The 12,770-nt window shown below is 73.6% G+C and carries 12 protein-coding genes; 4 read left to right on the top strand and 8 right to left on the bottom strand.

The window, feature by feature from the left end:
- Nucleotides 1-11: 11 nt before the first annotated feature.
- A complete protein-coding gene (locus ABZ810_RS44310) occupies nucleotides 12-1,088 on the bottom strand; it encodes an acyltransferase domain-containing protein (RefSeq protein ID WP_358413611.1) in 1,077 nt (358 codons plus the stop codon).
- A 283-nt stretch (nucleotides 1,089-1,371) separates the two neighbouring features.
- Here ABZ810_RS44310 and ABZ810_RS44305 point away from each other — a divergent pair, with 283 nt between their 5' ends.
- Nucleotides 1,372-2,577 carry a hypothetical protein gene (locus tag ABZ810_RS44305; RefSeq protein WP_358413608.1) on the top strand — a complete coding sequence of 402 codons (1,206 nt, stop codon included), beginning with the start codon at nucleotides 1,372-1,374 and terminating at the stop codon, nucleotides 2,575-2,577.
- 152 nt (nucleotides 2,578-2,729) lie between these two features.
- Here ABZ810_RS44305 and ABZ810_RS44300 read toward each other — a convergent pair whose 3' ends face one another.
- Genes ABZ810_RS44300 through ABZ810_RS44290 form a run of 3 tightly spaced genes read right to left on the bottom strand, consistent with a single transcriptional unit; the run spans nucleotide 2,730 to nucleotide 5,562 of the window.
- On the bottom strand, nucleotides 2,730-3,020 hold the full coding sequence (locus tag ABZ810_RS44300) for an acyl carrier protein (RefSeq protein ID WP_358413605.1): 291 nt from the start codon (nucleotides 3,018-3,020) through the stop codon (nucleotides 2,730-2,732).
- The gene (locus ABZ810_RS44295; RefSeq protein WP_358413709.1) at nucleotides 3,017-4,249 is read right to left on the bottom strand and encodes a ketosynthase chain-length factor; all 1,233 of its coding nucleotides are present in this window, start codon (nucleotides 4,247-4,249) and stop codon (nucleotides 3,017-3,019) included. The genes ABZ810_RS44300 and ABZ810_RS44295 overlap by 4 nt, the downstream gene beginning before the upstream one ends.
- Nucleotides 4,250-4,293: 44 nt before the next feature.
- Nucleotides 4,294-5,562: a beta-ketoacyl-[acyl-carrier-protein] synthase family protein gene (locus tag ABZ810_RS44290; RefSeq protein ID WP_358413602.1), complete on the bottom strand. Its 1,269-nt coding sequence runs from the start codon at nucleotides 5,560-5,562 to the stop codon at nucleotides 4,294-4,296.
- 196 nt (nucleotides 5,563-5,758) lie between these two features.
- On the opposite strand from ABZ810_RS44290, the gene fabG reads away from it, so the two are divergent.
- Nucleotides 5,759-6,544, top strand: coding sequence for a 3-oxoacyl-ACP reductase FabG (gene fabG / locus ABZ810_RS44285; RefSeq protein ID WP_358413599.1), 786 nt, complete (start codon nucleotides 5,759-5,761; stop codon nucleotides 6,542-6,544).
- A 42-nt stretch (nucleotides 6,545-6,586) separates the two neighbouring features.
- On the top strand, nucleotides 6,587-7,576 hold the full coding sequence (locus tag ABZ810_RS44280; RefSeq protein WP_358413596.1) for an aromatase/cyclase: 990 nt from the start codon (nucleotides 6,587-6,589) through the stop codon (nucleotides 7,574-7,576).
- A gap of 190 nt (nucleotides 7,577-7,766) precedes the next feature.
- Here the strand turns inward: ABZ810_RS44280 and ABZ810_RS44275 are convergent, their stop codons facing one another.
- The gene (locus ABZ810_RS44275) at nucleotides 7,767-8,534 is read right to left on the bottom strand and encodes an SDR family oxidoreductase (RefSeq protein ID WP_358413593.1); all 768 of its coding nucleotides are present in this window, start codon (nucleotides 8,532-8,534) and stop codon (nucleotides 7,767-7,769) included.
- Between the two features lie 74 nt (nucleotides 8,535-8,608).
- Between ABZ810_RS44275 and ABZ810_RS44270 the strand changes: the two genes are divergently transcribed.
- Complete coding sequence (locus ABZ810_RS44270; protein WP_358413590.1) at nucleotides 8,609-9,436, top strand: ABC transporter permease; 828 nt, start codon at nucleotides 8,609-8,611, stop codon at nucleotides 9,434-9,436.
- Nucleotides 9,437-9,563: 127 nt separating this feature from the next.
- On the opposite strand, the gene ABZ810_RS44265 is transcribed toward ABZ810_RS44270, so the two are convergent.
- The 3 genes from ABZ810_RS44265 to ABZ810_RS44255 are packed head-to-tail and all read right to left on the bottom strand — an operon-like array spanning nucleotide 9,564 to nucleotide 12,737.
- On the bottom strand, nucleotides 9,564-10,844 hold the full coding sequence (locus ABZ810_RS44265) for an activator-dependent family glycosyltransferase (RefSeq protein ID WP_358413587.1): 1,281 nt from the start codon (nucleotides 10,842-10,844) through the stop codon (nucleotides 9,564-9,566).
- A gap of 4 nt (nucleotides 10,845-10,848) precedes the next feature.
- On the bottom strand, nucleotides 10,849-11,550 hold the full coding sequence (rfbC, locus tag ABZ810_RS44260) for a dTDP-4-dehydrorhamnose 3,5-epimerase (RefSeq protein ID WP_358413584.1): 702 nt from the start codon (nucleotides 11,548-11,550) through the stop codon (nucleotides 10,849-10,851).
- A complete protein-coding gene (locus ABZ810_RS44255; protein ID WP_358413581.1) occupies nucleotides 11,547-12,737 on the bottom strand; it encodes a P450-derived glycosyltransferase activator in 1,191 nt (396 codons plus the stop codon). The genes rfbC and ABZ810_RS44255 overlap by 4 nt, the downstream gene beginning before the upstream one ends.
- Between the last annotated feature and the right edge of the window lie 33 nt (nucleotides 12,738-12,770).

The following is a 12,770-nucleotide window of genomic DNA, read 5'->3' as shown; positions in this document are numbered from 1 at the left end:
GCGGGGGCGGGTCACTTCGCGCGGACCGGGTGCCCCTCGGCTCGCAGAGCCTCCACGGCCTGCCGTACCGCGGCCCGGTCGGCCTCGGCCGGGCCCGGGCGGCCGGGGAGCAGGGTCCTCGCCACGCTGCGCCGCCCGCGTACGGCGGGGTGGCGCCGGGCCAGCGTGGCCAGGTCGGCGCCCGGTCCCGCCTCCAGGAGCAGGAAGTCGCCGGCCGCCAGCAGCGCCTCCAGCGCGGGCCAGAACATCACCGGCGCCACCATCTGCCGCGCCCAGAACGCCGGGTCGTGCACCTCGTCGGGCCGCAGGAGCGCCCCGGTGTACCCGGAGTAGATCGGGATGTCCGGCGGCGACGTCCGCACCTCGGCGACCAGGCGTTCCGAACCGGCGTTGACGGCCTCCAGCAGCGGGCTGTGGAACGCGGTGAGCGACGGCACGCGCCGGCAGGTGACGCCGCGCCCGCGCAGGATCTCCGCCACCTTCTCCAGGGGCCCGTTGCGCCCGGCCAGGATCGTCTGGCGCGGCGCGTTGACGGCGCCGACGACGACGTCACCGCCGGCCAGATCACCACCGGCCAGATCACCACCGGCCAGGTCACCGCCGACCAGATCGTCGAGCTCGGCCGGGGACGCGCTCACCGCGAGCATCCCGCCGGGCGGCGCGGCGTCCGCGCGCCGCACCCGGTCGCGCACCAGCCGGACGGCGTCGTCGAGGCCGAACACGCCGGCCAGCGTGGCCGCCACCAGCTCGCCCATGCTGTGGCCGAGCAGCGCGGCGGGCCGGATCCCCCAGCTCAGCACCAGCCGGCCGAGCGCGTAGTCGATCGCGAACAGCAGCGGCTGCGCGCGGGTCACATGGTCGATGGGCACGCGCGGGCGGTCCGCCAGCCAGTCGGCGCGCACCCGCGCCCCGTCGTCCCCCATCGACTCGAACACCTCGTCCACGGCGGCGGTGAACTCCGGCTCCGCCCGGTAGAGGCCCGCCGCCATCGCCTGCCGCTGCGCGCCCTGTCCCGGGAGCAGCAGGGCGACCGGACGGGGACGGACCGCGGTCACCGGCGTACCGGCGACGGTTTCGATGGTCGACATCACGACTCCTCGCTCGTACCGCTTCCTGATGGCGAGAATCGCGATTCTCGCTCGACGCCCGCTCGACTGACGGACTCGTCCGGCTGAACCTCGGAAAAGGACTGGGACTCAAGCGTTCATCGACGACGGCGAACAATTATTTGCACCATACGCATTTGCGCGTACACATTTGAACGTACGCAATTGCGTGACGTGATTTCACTGCACGCACTGCACGCACTGCACGCACTGCACGCACTGCACGCACTGCACGCCGATCCTCCTGGACACATTGGAGGTGCCCATGCGGGCCACCGACCCGGCGCTCGTCCGGCAGCTGATCGACCATGCCGGAACGGGCGACGAAGCGATTCTCAAACTGGCCGGACGTGTCCAGTACGAGCCCGTCGTCAACGCCCTCTGCGAGGAGGTCTTCCTCGACCTGCTGCCCGCGGACCGCCCGGCCCTGCGGGTCCGGTACGAGATCCGGGTGGCCCAGCACGTGCTCGGGTTCCACGTCGACGTCACGGCGGGGGCCGTCAAGACCGAGTCCCTTCCGTACAGCCCGGACGGCACCTGGGAGGCCGACGGCGAGATCGACCTGTGCGTCCGGCAGGGGTTGCCGGAGTTCGCCGCGACCCTGCACGCGGTCTTCGGCCCGGCCGCCGCCGGCGACGGTCACCGGGTCGTCGCCGGCGTCCTGGCCGCCGCCCACCGCCAGGCCGGGCACGGCGGCGACGCCGACTGGCACGGCCGGCTCGAACGCCGCGCCGCCGAACGGCGCGACCTGGGTCTGCTGGCGCTGCGCTGCGGCACCGACAAGTGGGGGGCGCACTGGTACGCCCGCCACTACGCCGAGTACTTCCAGCGGCTGCGGGCCGAGCCGGTGCGGATCCTGGAGATCGGCGTGGGCGGGTTCCACGACGAGCGCGGCGGCGGCGAGTCGCTCGAGATGTGGCGGCGCTACTTCCCGCGCGGCCTGGTGTACGGCATCGACATCGCCGACAAGTCCGCGCTGGAGTCGCAGCGCGTCCGGACGTTCACCGGCCACCAGTCCGACACGGCGTTCCTGGAGTCGGTCGTCGCCGAGACCGGGGAGCTGGACATCGTCGTCGACGACGGCAGCCACTTCTCCGCCGACCAGATCAACTCGTTCCGGGCGCTCGTCCCGCACGTGCGGCCGGGCGGCCTCTACGCCATCGAGGACCTGCACACCTCGTACTGGCCCGGCTTCGGCGGCAACCGGTCCGACTTCGGCGACCCCGGCACGGCGGTGGGTTTCCTCAAGGACCTGGTGGACGGGCTCAACCACGAGGACCTCCTGCCGGACGGGCCGCGCGAGCCGGCCCGCACCGACACGGCGATCGTGGGCGTGCACTTCTTCCACTCGCTGGCGATCCTGGAGATGGGCGACAACCGGGAGGGCGCGATGAGCGCCTTCATCCCCGAGGAGATCAAACTGGAAGGCCCCCAGCTGATGATCCCCGACTACCCGCTGCCCCCGGAGTGACACGGTGCCCCGGAGTGACACGGCGCCCCGAAGTGACACGGCGCCCCGAAGTGACACAGCGCCCCAGAGTGACACGGTGCGGCCGATGCTCAGCCGGACAGCCCGCCCGGGACGCCCGCGCTGGGGACGTCACCGGGCGGGCGCCCGGCCGGTCATCCGGAGATCCGCGTCCTGCCGCCGTCGAGCCGCTCGTTGACGAAGGTCAGGAACGCCTCCGGGGTGCGGATCCGCTCCAGGTCCTCCTCGGGCAGCTTGATCCCGAAGATCCGTTCCACCCGGCTCAGCGTCTCCATCAGCGCGAGCGAGTCGTAGCCGAGGTCGTCGAAGTCGACCCCCGCGATCTCCCCGCCGAGGTCGACCGACTCGTCCTCGCCGGCGCACTCGCGCATGATCTCCAGTAGCTCGTCGACCGTCAGCTCGGTCGTCCTGGTCTGCTCGCTCATCGTTCTCCCTCTCGTGCTCGGTCCGAACGGACCACCATCGCGCTGTTGAAGCCGCCGAACCCGCGGGCCAGCACCAGCGCCGCGGACCGGGTGAGCGGTCGCGGCGCGCCGGTCACCAGGTCGACGCCGTAGCGTGCCGCCGCCGGCCCGCCGCCCGCCGGCGGGATCAGGCCCTCGCCCAGCGCCTTGAACGCCAGCGCCAGATCGAGCGGCGCGGCGCCGGAGTAGAGCCGTCCGGTCAGCGTCTTCGGCGCGGTCACCGGCACCCCGCGCGGCCCGAAGACCGCGGCGAGCGCGTCCGCCTCGGCCCGGTCCAGCTCGGGATCCGCCGCCGCGTCGGCGAAGACCACGCCGATCTCGTCGGGCGCGGCCCCGGCGTCGGCGAGCGCGCCCTCGATCGCGCGCCGCAGGTTGGAGCCGCGGCCGGACGCGGGCGGCGGGTCGAACGTCGCCGCGTAGCCGGCGATCTCGCCGTACACCCGCGCCCCGCGCTCCGCGGCCCGCGCGGCGTCCTCCAGCACCAGGATCGCGCCGCCCTCCCCTGGCAGGTGCCCGCACGCGTCCTCGGCGAAGGGCACGTAGGCCCGCGCCGGCTCGTCGCGCCCGCTCAGCCGGCCGGAGGCGATCAGGGCCGCCAGGCCGTACGGGGACAGGGCGGAGTCCATGCCGCCGGTGATCATCAGCGGTGCGCCCCTGCGCACGCCGCGGCGGGCGTGCGCGACGGCGTCGAGCCCGCCCGCCTGCTCGCTGACCAGCGCCGCGGCGGGACCGCGCAGGTCGTGCCTGATCGAGATCTGGCCGGTGTTGACCGCGTAGAACCAGGCGAACGACATGTACGCGCTGACGTGGCCCGGCCCCTGGCCCCACAGTTTCTGCAGCTCGCGCTGGCCGAAGTCGAACCCGCCCGAGGCGCTCGCGGTGGCGACGCCGACCGCGCGCGGGTCGAGCCCGGCCGGGTCCGCGCCGGCGTCGGCCAGCGCCCAGTCGGCGGCCGCGACGGCGAACTGGGTCATCCGGTCGGTCTGCGGGATGAGCCTGCTGGGCAGATGGTCCTTCGGCTCGAAGCCGGTCACCTCGCCGGCCAGCCGGACCGGGTACGTGGCGGGGTCGAACCGGCGGATGGGCCGGATGCCGGTCTCCCCGCGCAGCGTCGCCGACCAGTACTCCTCCAGGCCGAGCCCGTTGGGGGCGATCACGCCGATCCCGGTCACCACGGCCCTTCCCGCCATCACGGCCCTTCCCCCCATCACGGCACCGCCGGTCGTCACCGCCGTCACGCCGCCCGCTCCTCCACGCCGGCCAGCACCATGGCGCTCTGGAAGCCGCCGAAGCCGCTGGCGACCGTCACGGCCCGGTCGACCCGCTGCTCGCGCGCCGTCAGCGGGACGTAGTCCAGGTCGAGTTCCGGATCCGCCTCGCGCAGGTTGGCGGTCGGCGGCACGACGTCGTTCTCGATGGCCAGCGCGGTGGCGGCCACCTCGATCGCGCCGACCGCGCCGAGCGAGTGGCCGATCATCGACTTGATGGAGCTGATCGGCACGTCGTAGGCGTGCGCGCCCAGGCTGCGCTTGAACGCCGCGGTCTCGTGCCGGTCGTTCTGCTTGGTCGCCGTGCCGTGCGCGTTGACGTAGTCGATCTCCGACGGCGCCATCCGGGCCTCGTCCAGCGCGGCGGTGATGGCGGCGGCCATCTCGGCGCCGTCGGACCGCAGCCCGGTCATGTGGTACGCGTTGCTCCGCGAGGCGAAGCCGGCGATCTCGGCGTACACGCGCGCGCCGCGCCGCCGCGCCGACTCCAGCTCCTCCAGCACCAGGATCGCCGCGCCCTCCGCCAGCACGAAGCCGTTGCGGGTGCGGTCGAACGGCCGGGACGCCTCCTCGGGCGCGTCGTTGCGCGGCGACGTCGCCTTGATCGCGTCGAAGCAGGCGACGGTGATCGGTGCGATCGGCGCGTCCGTGCCACCCGCGATCATCACGTCGGCGGTGCCCTCCCGGATCAGGTCGCAGGCGTACCCGAGGCTGTCGACGCCGGAGGTGCAGCCCGCCGAGACGACCGTCGCGGGCCCCTCCGCGCCGACCAGCCAGGCGATCTCGGCGGCCAGCGAGCTCGGTACGAAGAAGTCGTAGAGGTTCGGGTGGCCGCGGGTGTGGTCGACCAGCCACCGCGCGCCGTCGTCGCTGAGCTTGCGGTACTCGCCTTCCAGCCGCTGCGTGCAGCCCACCGCGTTGCCGACGCTCACGCCGAGCCGGTGCGCCCCGTCGGGGTCGGGCACCAGGCCGCTGTCGGCGAGCGCCTCGCGGGCCGCGACGAGCGCGAACTGGGCGGCCCGGTCCAGCCGGCCCGCCTCCGCCCCGGTGAGGCCCTCGCGCACGGGGTCGAAGTCGACCGCCGCGGCGATCCGCGACCGGAAGGGCGACGGGTCGAAGGTCCGGATCAACCGGGTCGCGGTACGGCCCTCGGTGAGCAGCGTCCATAGATTCTTGGTGCCGATGGCATCGGGTGCCACGACTCCGATGCCGGTTATCACCACGCGCCTGTTCATGCGCCCCGCGCTCCTCCCGGTCCGCCTTCACGGACGTGTGTTCCTGCGTCTCCACGAGCAGCCGTAACGGCCACCGCAGCACTTAACGTCATCGGGCCCTGTCGCAGGCCGCTCGAAGGCCACTGGACGTCGGGACGGTCAAGCCGGCTTCGAGCGGGCGGCGCCATCCTCGGAGACCGGCTACGGAGGAGATGACATGTCCCACCAGGAACGACGTACCGCCCTCGTCACCGGAGCGACCAGCGGGATCGGGCTGGCCGTCACCGAGTCGCTCGCCGCGGCCGGGATGCGCGTCTTCATCTGCGCACGGACCGAGGACGACGTCGACCTGACCGTCAAGCGGCTGCGGCAGCGCGGGCTGGAGGTCGACGGGCGGGCGTGCGACGTGCGCGACTCCGGCCAGGTGCGTTCCCTCGTACGGGCCGCGGTGGACCGTTTCGGGCCGGTGAACGTGCTGGTCAACAATGCCGGCCGCAGCGGCGGCGGGGTCACGGCGAAGATCTCCGACGAGCTCTGGCGGGACGTGGTCGAGACCAACCTCACCAGCGTCTTCCTGGTGACCCGGGAGGTGCTCGACAACGGCGGGATGCTGGAGGGCGAGACCGGCCGGATCATCAGCATCGCCTCGACCGGCGGCAAGCAGGGCGTGGTGTACGGCGCGCCCTACTCGGCGTCCAAGCACGGGGTCGTCGGGTTCACCAAGGCGCTCGGGCTGGAGCTGGCCAAGTCCGGCGTCACGGTCAACGCGGTGTGCCCCGGCTACGTGGAGACGCCGATGGCGCAGCGGGTGCGCCAGGGCTACGCGGACTTCTGGGAGATCACCGAGAACGAGGTGCTCGACCGTTTCCAGGCCAAGATCCCGCTCGGCCGGTACACGCTGCCGGAGGAGGTCGCCGGGCTCGTCGGCTACCTCGTCTCCGACGCCGCGGCCCCCATCACGGCCCAGGCCATGAACGTCTGTGGCGGCCTGGGCAACTACTGAGCCCGCCCCGAACCGAGCTCTCCCCCGAGCGGACGGAGGACCATGTCCGGCACCTACGAGACCGAGCACGAGATCACAGTCTCCGCGCCAGCCGAAACGATCTTCGCGTTGATCGCCGACGTCGGCGCCTGGCCGCGGCTCTTCCCGCCCACCGTCCACGTCGAGCACGTCGAGCGGGGCGAGACCGAGGAGCTGATCCGCATCTGGGCCACCGCCAACGGCGAGGCCAAGACCTGGACGTCCCGCCGGGTCCTGGACCGGGCGGGACGCCGGATCACCTTCCGGCAGGAGCGCTCCCAGCCGCCGCTCGCGGCGATGGGCGGCGAGTGGTCGATCGAGGAGGCGCCCGGCGGCACCGCGCGCGTCGTCCTCAAGCACGACTTCCGGCCCCTCGATGACACGCCGGAGAAGGTCTCCTGGATCACCCGCGCCGTCGACACCAACAGCGAGAAGGAGCTGGCCGCGCTGAAGGCGGCCGCGGAACGCCAGCACGGCCAGGGCGACCTGGTGCTGCACTTCGAGGACACGATCCGGGTGGACGGCGACGCCGCCGCCGTCTACGACTTCATCTACCGCGGGGACCTGTGGCCGGACCGGCTCCCGCACGTGGCCAGGGTCGTGCTCGGCGAGGAGACGCCCGGCGTGCAGACCCTGGAGATGGACACCAGGGCCGCGGACGGCTCGGTGCACACCACCGAGTCCGTCCGGGTGTGCCTGCCCCCGGGGACGATCGTCTACAAACAGCTGCGGACGCCCGCGCTCATGACGGTGCACACGGGACGCTGGACGATCCGCCCGGAGGGCGCCGGGGCGGCCGTCACCTCCGCGCACACCGTGGTCATCGACCCCGAGGCGGTGCCGAAGGTCCTCGGCGCCGACGCGACGGTCGTGCAGGCGCGCGCGTTCATCCGGGGCGCGCTGGGCCGCAACAGCGTCACCACCATGCGCCAGGCGAAGGCGTTCGCGGAACGAGCGGACGCCGGGGGCGCCGGCGCGGAGAAGACCGGCGGCGAGAGAGCGGGCGCTCGCTGACGGAGAACGAGGGCGGTGCGGCGCGGACGATCCCGCGCCGCACCGCCTTCGTCATGCCGCTCCCGTCACACGGCCCTCGTCCCACCGGCCCTCATCCCACCGGCCCTCATCCCAGCGGCCCTCATCCCAGCGGCCCTCATCCCACAGGCCCTCATCCCACCGGCCCTCATCCCACCGGCCCCGGTCCGGCTCAGGTGACCGACAACCCGCCGTCCACCGACAGGACGGTGCCGTTGGCGAACGCGCTCTCCGCGCGGGTGAGGAACACGATCCACTCCGCGATCTCCTCGGGCCGGCCCACCCGCCCGGACGGCGTGCGTCCCGCGATGTGCTTCAGGAACCCCTGGTAGGACTCGTGGTCCATGCCGGCCCGGAGGCCGACGCCGGTGTCGATCACACCCGGCGCGAGGGAGACGACCCGGACGCCGCGCTCGGCGAGCTCGACCGCCCAGGTGCGCGTCAGGAAGTCCAGGCCCGCCTTGGTCGCGCCGTACACCCCGTTGCCCGGCCAGGAGCGCAGCCCGGTCGCGCCGGAGCTGCCGACGTTGACCACGACCCCGCCGGACTCCGCCAGCGGGTCCAGGGCCGCCTGGGCCAGGAAGATCGGCGCCAGCAGGTTGGTGCGGATCTGCGCCTCCGCGCCTTCGGGCGTCAGGTCGGCGAGCGACCCGAACACCCCGATGGCGGCGTTGTTCACCAGCACGTCCAGGCGGCCGAACTCGGCGAGCGCGTGCCCGACGACGCGTGCGGGCGCGTCCTGCTCGGTGATGTCGGCGGCGAGGATCTGGATTCCGTCGTGTCCCGCGGCGGTCTCGGCCAGCGTGGACTCGGTGCGCCCCACGGCCAGCACCCGGGCGCCGCCGGCGGCGAACGCGCGTGCGGTGCTCTGGCCGATGCCGGTGCCGGCGCCCGTGACGATCACTGCGGGGGCCGGGCCGTCTCCATGTGTTGTCGTCATTCACCGACGGTTCCACGGGCCCGTCGAATTCCGATCGAGGACGTTTGGAAATCGAGGACATCTAGAATGGGCGCGTGCCTACGTCAGCAGCTCTGGGCGGCGACGCGGTCGCACTACGGCGGGCCATCGCGGCCGGCCCCCGGCCGAGGCGCCCGAACGCCCTCTCCGCGAGCCTCACGCATCTGTGGCGGTCGATGCTGAGCTTCAAGCACTTCCCGCTGCAACTCCTCGAAGTGGTGCTGTTCCCCGTCATCTTCCTGCTGATGTTCACCTACGTGTTCGGCGGTGCCATCAGCGGGTCGGCCGGCGAGTACCTCCAGCTCTTCGTCCCCGGCATCCTCGTCCAGACGGTGGTGCTGATGACGGTCCGCACCGGCACCGCGCTCAACGTCGACCTCACCAAGGGGACGCACGACCGGTTCCGCTCGATGCCGTTCTGGCAGCCGGCCTCGGTCGTCGGCAACATGCTCTCCGACGTCGTGCGCTACCTGATCGCGCTGAGCGTCACGCTGGCGATCGGCGTGGCGCTGGGCTTCCGGCCGGACGCGCCGGAGGGGGTGCTGCCCGCGCTGGCGCTGCTGGCCTACTTCGCGTTCGGGATCAGCTGGATCTTCGCCGCGCTCGGGATGGTCGCCTCCCAGCCGGAGACGATCTCCAACACCAGCATGATCGTGGTCTTCCCGCTGGTCTTCACCAGCAACATCTTCGTCCCCGAGTCCAGCATGCCGGGGTGGATGGAGACGGTGGTCGGCGTCAACCCGATCTCGCACGCGACCTCGGCGGTGCGCGGGCTGCTGCACGGGAACGCCGCGGCCCTGGACATCGGGCTGGCACTGGGGTTCGCCACCGCGCTCATCGCCGTCTTCGGCCCCCTCACCATGCGCCTCTACGCGCGCAGGTGATCCGCGCCCGGACGTGCTCCCGGCGCGGGTGATCCGCACCCGGACGTGAGTCGGCCACTCCCGGTGACTTGTGGTCGTCGGGAGTGGCCGTCGGCGGTTGTGCCGCCGCCGTCGCCGCGCGCGGGGGTCAGCGCGCGGGACGGTGCTCAGCGGTGAGCCTCTCCAGCACCGGGACGATGCCGGCGGGCGCCGGGGTGGCGAGGATCTCCCGGCGGATGCGGCCGGCCTCGCGCCCGAACGACGGCTCGCCCAGGAGCCGTTCGAGGCCGCCCTTCAGGTCGTTGGCGGAGAAGTCGCCGCCGTCCCACAGCGCCAGTCCGGCGCCGCGCTCCACCAGCCGCCGCGCCGTCTCCGCCGAGTCCCAGATCATGTGCGGGACGACGAGCTGCGGGATACCGTGCAGGCACGCGGTGGTGAGCGTGCCCGAGCCGCCGTGGTGGATGACGGCCGAGCAGCTCGGCAGCAGCGCGTTGAGGGGGACGAAGTCGACCGCCCGGACGTTGTCGGGGACGGCCGGCAACGTCCTCAGCTGGTCGGCGTTCAGGGTCGCGACCACCTCGACGTCCAGCCCGGCGAGGGCGTTCAGCAACTCGCCCGCCGAGGCGCGGTCGGCGCCCAGCATCTCGCGCCGCATCAGGCCCAGCGTCAGGCAGACCCGCGGGGCCTTCGGCGGCTCCTTCAGCCAGGAGGGGACGACGGCCGGCCCGTTGTAGGGCACGTACCGCACGGGCACGGCCGGCAGGCCCAGCGGCGCGCGCAGGAACGGCGGCGTCTGGTCGATGCTGAAGTGACCGGTGACCATGGACTCGTCGAACGCGCACCCGTGGCGTTCGGCCGACCAGCCCAGCCACTCGGCCAGCGGGTCGTCGCGCCGGCCGGGCGGGCGTTCGTCCAGCATGCGCAGGAACGTCCTCCGCATCCGGCCGACGAGGTCGACGCCGTAGAGGAGCCGGGCGTGCGCGGCGCCGCTCGCCTCGGCCGCCACCGGCCCGGCGAAGGTCATCGTGTCCCAGACCACCAGGTCGGGACGCCAGGAGCGGGCGAACGCCACCAGGTCGTCCACCATCGGCTCGGGACAGTTGTTCTGGAACGCGAACGACGTCATCGCGGTGAAGACGTTGAGCACGTAGTCCCAGGTCAGCCTCGCGGGGTCGGTCTCGCCCATGTCCATGCCCACGTCGGACTCGCGCGCGCCGTCCAGCTCCTCCTCGACCTGCCGCAACCCCTCGGCCAGGCCGGAGGGCTCGCCCACGGCCACGGCGGTCAGGCCGGTGCGGACGATCTCCTCCACCAGGTCGGGCTGGCTCGCGACGAGGACCTCGTGCCCGGCGGACCGCAGCGCCTGCGCCAGCGGCACCAGCGCGTACATGTGCGTCTTGGCCGCGAACGTGGTGAACAGCACGCGCATGACGTCAGCCGACCCGATCGCGCCGAGCGGCGCCGTCCTGATCGCGGCGCCCGGCTGCGTCCTGATCGCGGCGCCCGGCGCCGTCCTGATCACGCCGTGCGGCGGCGTCCCGGTCGAGCGCGTACTGCCGGCGGCATTCGGCGTAGCCGGGCAGCAGGCCCGACCGCGCGGCCTCGCGCAGGGTCGGCGCGGCCCGGTCCTTGTCGGACAGCCGCGGCTCGCCGCCGCCGTCCGGCCACGGCAGGGCCAGGTCGGGGTCCAGGGCGTTCACCCCGATCGCGCCGGTGCCGGAGTGGAGCCGCGAGCTCAGGTAGAGGACGGTCGCCTCGTCGGTGAGCGGGGCGAAGCCGTGCGCGAGCCCCTCCGCCAGGTACAGGGCGTGCCGCTCCTGATCGTCCAGGACGACCGCGTGGTGCCGCCCGAACGTCGGCGAGCCGACCCGGACGTCCACCACGATGTCGAGGACCGCGCCGTTGACGCAGGTGGTGTACCCGGCCTGGCCGGGCGGCAGCGCGACGGCGTGCAGCCCCCGGATCGTGCCCCGCACCGTCGAGGTGCAGTTGACCTGGGCGACCGGGAACGGGCGGCCGACCGCCTCGGCGAACGCCGGCTGGCTGAGAACCTCCAGGAACAGCCCGCGGTCGTCGGGGAAGATGGTCGGCCTGATCAGGTACGAGCCGTCGATGTCGAGCGCGTCGACCTTCATCGACGGCCCTTCCCGTTCGTGCCGCCGGTGACGACGGGCAGCGACCACGATCCGCGGGTCACCGGCGCCCGCCGCCGGCCCAGCGCGGGACCGGCCGCGCTCAGCCGGGGGAACCGGCCCGCCAGGGCGCGCAGGGCCGCCTCGGCGACCGCGCGGGCGAACGGCGCCACGAGCTCGTGGGCGAAGCCGGGCGACAACGCCGGCCCCTGCCCGGCGGGCCGGTCCAGTTCGAAGGTGTCGGGGTCGGTGAACGCCTCGGCGTCGCGGCCGGTGCCGCCGATGAGGACGACGACCCGGCTGCCGGCGGTGATCTGGACGCCGTCCACCTCCAGGTCGTGGTGCGCGACCAGGCTCCGCAGGTGGACGGGCGGGTCGTGGCGGAGCGTCTCGTTCACCGCGCGGGCGGCCAGCCAGGGGTCGGCGGCCAGCTTCGACCACTGCCAGGGGTGGTCCAGCAGCGCGCGCACCGCGCCCGCGATGAGGTCGGCCGCGACGCGCACGCCCAGCAGGGCCAGCAGCAGCCCCGCGTCGCCGTGGACCGGGCGCGGCACGCCGTACAGGTCGCGCAGGTCGTCGAGGGCGGCGAGCATGCGCCGGGTGGACGCCAGCGACTGCGGGCACAGCAGGGCGTCCTGCGCGAGGCCCGCCCACCGGCAGTCCTCGGCGAGCCGGGCCCGGTCCGGCCCGGTCAGCTCGCACAGGTCGGCGAGCACCTCGGCCGGAAGGGCCTCGGCGAGCGCGGGCACCAGGTCGGCCTCGGCGCCGACGCCGGCGAGAACGCGCCGGCACGCCTGGTCGGCGAGCGCCGTGTAACGTTCGGCCGCGCCGGCGCCGAGCAGCGGCACCGACCCCGCCGCGGCGGCCTTGCCGAGCCGTTCGAGATCCTCGCGCTCCGCGCCGAGCGGGGTGTCCTCCAGCGGCGCGATCGGCTCCAGCGACCGTTCGCCGTCCGCGCGCCGCACCCCCAGCGACGGATGGGCGAGCAGGTCCGCGCCCGTCCGGTGCCGCGCCGTCACCCACACGCCGTCGCGGCTGGCCACCAGGGCGCCCGCCGCCCGCACCTCCGCGTAGCCGGGGTACGGGTCCGCGTCGTGGCCGAGCAGGAGCCTGGCGTACGGGTCGCCCTGGGTGGCGGACAGCCACTGGGCGGCGTGGATGAGCTGCAGCCGGCGCCCGAGTTCGCTCACTGTCGTCATGGTGTTCCCTTCCCTCGTCGCTGT

Source organism: Spirillospora sp. NPDC047279, from assembly GCF_040643285.1.
Lineage (GTDB): Bacteria > Actinomycetota > Actinomycetes > Streptosporangiales > Streptosporangiaceae > Spirillospora.
The sequence above is the reverse complement of the archived record's forward strand: the minus strand, read 5'-3'. Positions and strand labels throughout refer to the sequence as shown.

Excerpts from the sequence above, each read along its gene's own strand:
- ABZ810_RS44295 (WP_358413709.1), bottom strand. The coding sequence starts at position 4,249 with ATGGCGGGAAGGGCCGTGGTGACCGGGATCGGCGTGATCGCCCCCAAC.
- ABZ810_RS44310 (WP_358413611.1), bottom strand. The coding sequence starts at position 1,088 with ATGTCGACCATCGAAACCGTCGCCGGTACGCCGGTGACCGCGGTCCGT.
- ABZ810_RS44275 (WP_358413593.1), bottom strand. The coding sequence starts at position 8,534 with ATGACGACAACACATGGAGACGGCCCGGCCCCCGCAGTGATCGTCACG.
- ABZ810_RS44280 (WP_358413596.1), top strand. The coding sequence starts at position 6,587 with ATGTCCGGCACCTACGAGACCGAGCACGAGATCACAGTCTCCGCGCCA.
- fabG (WP_358413599.1), top strand. The coding sequence starts at position 5,759 with ATGTCCCACCAGGAACGACGTACCGCCCTCGTCACCGGAGCGACCAGC.
- ABZ810_RS44265 (WP_358413587.1), bottom strand. The coding sequence starts at position 10,844 with ATGCGCGTGCTGTTCACCACGTTCGCGGCCAAGACGCACATGTACGCG.
- ABZ810_RS44290 (WP_358413602.1), bottom strand. The coding sequence starts at position 5,562 with ATGAACAGGCGCGTGGTGATAACCGGCATCGGAGTCGTGGCACCCGAT.
- ABZ810_RS44305 (WP_358413608.1), top strand. The coding sequence starts at position 1,372 with ATGCGGGCCACCGACCCGGCGCTCGTCCGGCAGCTGATCGACCATGCC.
- rfbC (WP_358413584.1), bottom strand. The coding sequence starts at position 11,550 with ATGAAGGTCGACGCGCTCGACATCGACGGCTCGTACCTGATCAGGCCG.
- ABZ810_RS44300 (WP_358413605.1), bottom strand. The coding sequence starts at position 3,020 with ATGAGCGAGCAGACCAGGACGACCGAGCTGACGGTCGACGAGCTACTG.